Annotated in this window: 3 protein-coding genes; all 3 read right to left on the bottom strand. The window is 72.1% G+C overall.

The genetic code is table 11. From position 1 onward, the window contains the following. The coding region (locus ACXAID_RS27345; protein ID WP_475025308.1) for a Mur ligase domain-containing protein at positions 1-274 on the bottom strand (274 nt) is incomplete at its 3' end. Next, entirely contained in the window at positions 271-1,812 is a 1,542-nt protein-coding gene (locus ACXAID_RS27350) for a UDP-N-acetylmuramoyl-L-alanyl-D-glutamate--2,6-diaminopimelate ligase (RefSeq protein ID WP_475025309.1), read from the bottom strand. The genes ACXAID_RS27345 and ACXAID_RS27350, both read right to left, overlap by 4 nt. A 63-nt stretch (positions 1,813-1,875) precedes the next feature. Continuing rightward, positions 1,876-3,822 (bottom strand): peptidoglycan D,D-transpeptidase FtsI family protein, encoded by a 1,947-nt coding sequence (locus ACXAID_RS27355; protein WP_475025310.1) that lies wholly within the window; start codon positions 3,820-3,822, stop codon positions 1,876-1,878. Positions 3,823-3,844 lie beyond the last annotated feature (22 nt).

Here is a 3,844-nt window from a genome sequence, read left to right on the forward strand (position 1 = left end):
CGGCCGGATCGACCGGGTCGACCACCACGGCCGGCACCCCGACCGGGCGGGCCGCCAGCACCGCGACGGCGCCGGCCTCGATGGCGGCGGCGGCGAAGTCGTGACCGTCGGCACGGGCCCCCGGCAACGCCAGGAAAAGGGCTCCGGGAGCCACTGCGCGGGAGTCGAACTCCACCGTGCCGGTGACGCGGGTACGGGCCGCCTCGGCGGCGCTGATGTCGACGAGTCTGCCGCCGACGATGTCGGCGAGCTCGGTCAGCGTCAGCGCGATCATCGCCCCGCCCCCCAGGTGATCTGGGCCTCCAGGGCCCGGGTCAGTTCGTCGCGGTCGTCGAACGGCCGGGTGGTCGCCCCGATGATCTGGCCGGCTTCGTGCCCCTTGCCGGCGACCAGCACCACGTCACCCGGTCGGGCCCACGCGACGGCGTAGGCGATGGCCTCCCGGCGGTCGCCGATCTCGACCAGCCGTGCCCGCCCCACCGTCGAATCCGCTTCGGCGCCCGCCACGATCGCGGCGCGGATCGCGGCGGGATCCTCGTCGCGCGGGTTGTCGTCGGTGACGACGACGAGGTCGGCCAGCGCGGCGGCGGTCTGCCCCATCGGGGCGCGCTTACCGGGGTCGCGGTTGCCCCCTGCCCCGAACACCACGGCCAGCCTGCCCCGGCAGTGCTCGCGCAGCGTCGCCAGCACCGCCTGCAGTGCGCCGGGCTTGTGCGCATAGTCGACGACGGCGAGGAACCGCTGGCCACGGTCGACCGGCTCCAGCCGACCCGGCACCGTCGCGTCGCGCAGCCCGGGGGCCGCCTGTTCCGGAGACACTCCGACCGCATCGAGCAGCGCCACCGCCAGCACGCAGTTGGCCACGTTGAACGCTCCGGGCAGCCCGATCTGCACGCTGTGGTGCACACCGGCCGGGTCGACGACGACGAATGCCTGGGTGCCCTGCCCGTCGGAGCTGACCTGTTCGGCGTTCCAGTCGGCGGTGCCGGAGGTACCGACCGTGATCGCGCGGTGCGCGCGTGCGGCCATCGCCCGGCCCCATTCGTCGTCGACACACACGATCGACTCGGCCGCGTGGTTGGGCGAGGCCGGATCGAACAGCCGGGCCTTGGCCTCGAAGTACTCCTGCATCGACGGATGGAAGTCGAGATGGTCACGGGAGAGGTTGGTGAATCCGCCGACGGCGAAGGAGACGCCGTCCACCCGGCCCAGGGTGAGCGCGTGGCTGGACACCTCCATGACCGCCGTGTCCACCCCGCGCTCGACCATCACCGCCAGCAGCGCCTGCAGATCCGGTGCCTCGGGGGTGGTCAGCTGCCCGGCCTCGTCGCGTCCGTCGATGCGGATGCCGACGGTGCCGATCAGTCCCGCCACCCGGCCGGCGGACCGCAGGCCGGCCTCCACCAGGTAGCTGGTGGTGGTCTTGCCGGAGGTGCCGGTGACGCCGATGACCCGAAGCCGCTGCGACGGATCGCCGTACACCGCGGCGGCCACCTTCCCCAGCACCGATCGCGGCGCGGCGTGTACCAGCACCGGAACGCCGGGTGCGTCGCCGAGCTCGGCGACTCCGGCCTCGTCGGTGAGCACGGCGACAGCGCCGGCGGCCACCGCGTCGGCGGCGTATCGAGCGCCGTGCGACCGTGCGCCGGGCAACGCCGCGAAGAGGTCACCGGCCCGGGCTTCCTGGCCGCGCAGCGTCACACCGGTGACGCGGACATCCGCGACGGCGGGGCCGGTGGGGGCGGCCGGTGACACCAGCTCGGCGACCGCCTCGAGAGACAGACCGGCGGGATGGGAGGGGCGCAGACTCATGGCGATGACACAGTACCGGCCGGGGTGGGCCGCCTTCCCGGTTCGGACCCGCCGGGCGGCGGCTCAGTCGGCCTGCAGGGTCAGCGGTGCGCCCGGATCCGGCGACAGCGGGACGTTCTCCCGCTGCAGCAACCAGGACGCGATGTTGTGGAACAGCGGTGCCGCCGAACTCCCGGGTGTGCCGTCGGCCGCGCGGTGCGGGGCGTCGAGCATCACCCCGACCACGTAGCGGGGATCGTCCGCCGGGGCCATGCCCGCGAAGGTGATCCAGTAGACGTCGTCGTAGTAGCAGCCGCAGCCCGGGTTGATCTGCTGGGCGGTGCCCGTCTTGCCGGCGATCTGGTATCCATCGACCGCGGCCTGCGGGCCGGTGCCCTGCTGGACTCCGCGCGGGTCACGCTGCACCACCGACCGGAACATGTCGCGCACCGTGCGGGCGGTCTGGGCGGACACCACCTGCACACCCTCCGGGCGGGGCTCCTCGGTGCGGGTGCCGTCCGGTTCGATGGTCGCTTTGACGATCCGCGGTGAGATCCGCACCCCGTCGTTGGCGATGGCCTGGTACATGCCGGTCATCTGCAGCAGGGTCATCGACAGGCCCTGTCCGATCGGCAGGTTGGAGAAGGTGCTGCCGGACCACTGGTCGATCGGGGGAACCAGGCCGGCGCTCTCGCCCGGCAGCCCGACGTCGGTGCGTTGCCCGAGCCCGAACTTGCGCAGCATCTCGGCATAGTGTTCGGGCCCGATGCGCTGCGCGAGCATCAGCGTGCCGACGTTGGAGGACTTACCGAACACGCCGGTGGTGGTGTAGGGCATCACGCCGTGGTTCCAGGCGTCGCGGACGTTGACGCCACCCATGTTGATCGAACCCGGGACCTGCAGTACTTCGTCGGGGGTGGTCAGGCCGCGGTCGATCGCGGTCGCCGCGGTGACGATCTTGTTCACCGAGCCGGGTTCGAACGGCGAGGTGACCGGCAGGTTGCCCAGCTGGCGGTCCTCCTGACGGCTGAGGTCCTGAGCCGGGTTGAAGGTGTTGTCGTTGCTCATCGCGAGCACTTCGCCGGTCTTGGCGTCGAGGACCACCGCCGAGGCGTTCTTGGCACCCGAGGCGTCCTTGGCCAGTTGGACCTGCTGCTGCACGTAGAACTGGATGTCGTCGTCGATGGTCAGCTGCACGGTGGCCCCGTTCACCGCGTTGTGGCGGTTGCGGTAGCTGCCGGGGATGACGACACCGTCGGAGCCGCGGTCGTAGGTGACCGATCCGTCGGTGCCGGCCAGCACCGCGTCCATCGAGTCCTCGAGCCCGAGCAGGCCGTGCCCGTCCCAGTCGATGCCGCCGACGATGTTGGCGGCCAGCACCCCGCCGGGATACTGGCGCAGGTCCTGACGTTCGGAGCCCACCTCGGGGAATTCGGAGGTGATGGCGTCGGCCAGCGCCGGATCGACGGCGCGCGCCAGGTACACGAACGTCTCGTCGCTGCGCAGCTTCTTGAGCAGGGTCGCGCTGTCGGGCTTGTTGTCCAGCCGCAGCGCCACCTCGGCGGCGATGTCGCGCAGCCGGTCGTCCGGATCCGGGGCATCGGTTCCCTCGGACTGCGCCTTGTCGAAGGCTTCCTGGAGTTGGGTGCGGATCCGGACCGGCTGGAAGGTCAGCGCCCTGGCCTCGATCGTGAAGGCCAGCTTGTCGAAGTTGCGGTCGACGATGGAACCGCGCAGCGCGGGGTCGATGTCGGTCACCTTGAGCTGTCCCGCGGCCTCGGCGCGCAGCCCGTCGGCGCGGGGCACCTGCAGCGTGAACAGCTGCGCCGCGGCGATCACCAGGAGCAGGAAGATCACCGCGTTGCCGGTGCGGTGCCGGAACACGAAGGAGGCGCTGCGCAGCCCGCTCTGCGGTTCGGCCTGCCGGGTGCGGCGCGACCGGGCGGAGCGCTCCTGGCTGGGCTCCGTGGTGGACTTGGCCGATTTGGCCGGCGGGGTGCTGCGGCCGCCGCGGCCCGGGGTCCGGCTCATGCCGGGGCGCCCGGTGCGGACG

The sequence above is a fragment of the Mycobacterium sp. ABE4_509 genome (assembly GCF_056160785.1).

Excerpts from the sequence above, each read along its gene's own strand:
- ACXAID_RS27350 (WP_475025309.1), bottom strand. The coding sequence starts at position 1,812 with ATGAGTCTGCGCCCCTCCCATCCCGCCGGTCTGTCTCTCGAGGCGGTC.
- ACXAID_RS27355 (WP_475025310.1), bottom strand. The coding sequence starts at position 3,822 with ATGAGCCGGACCCCGGGCCGCGGCGGCCGCAGCACCCCGCCGGCCAAA.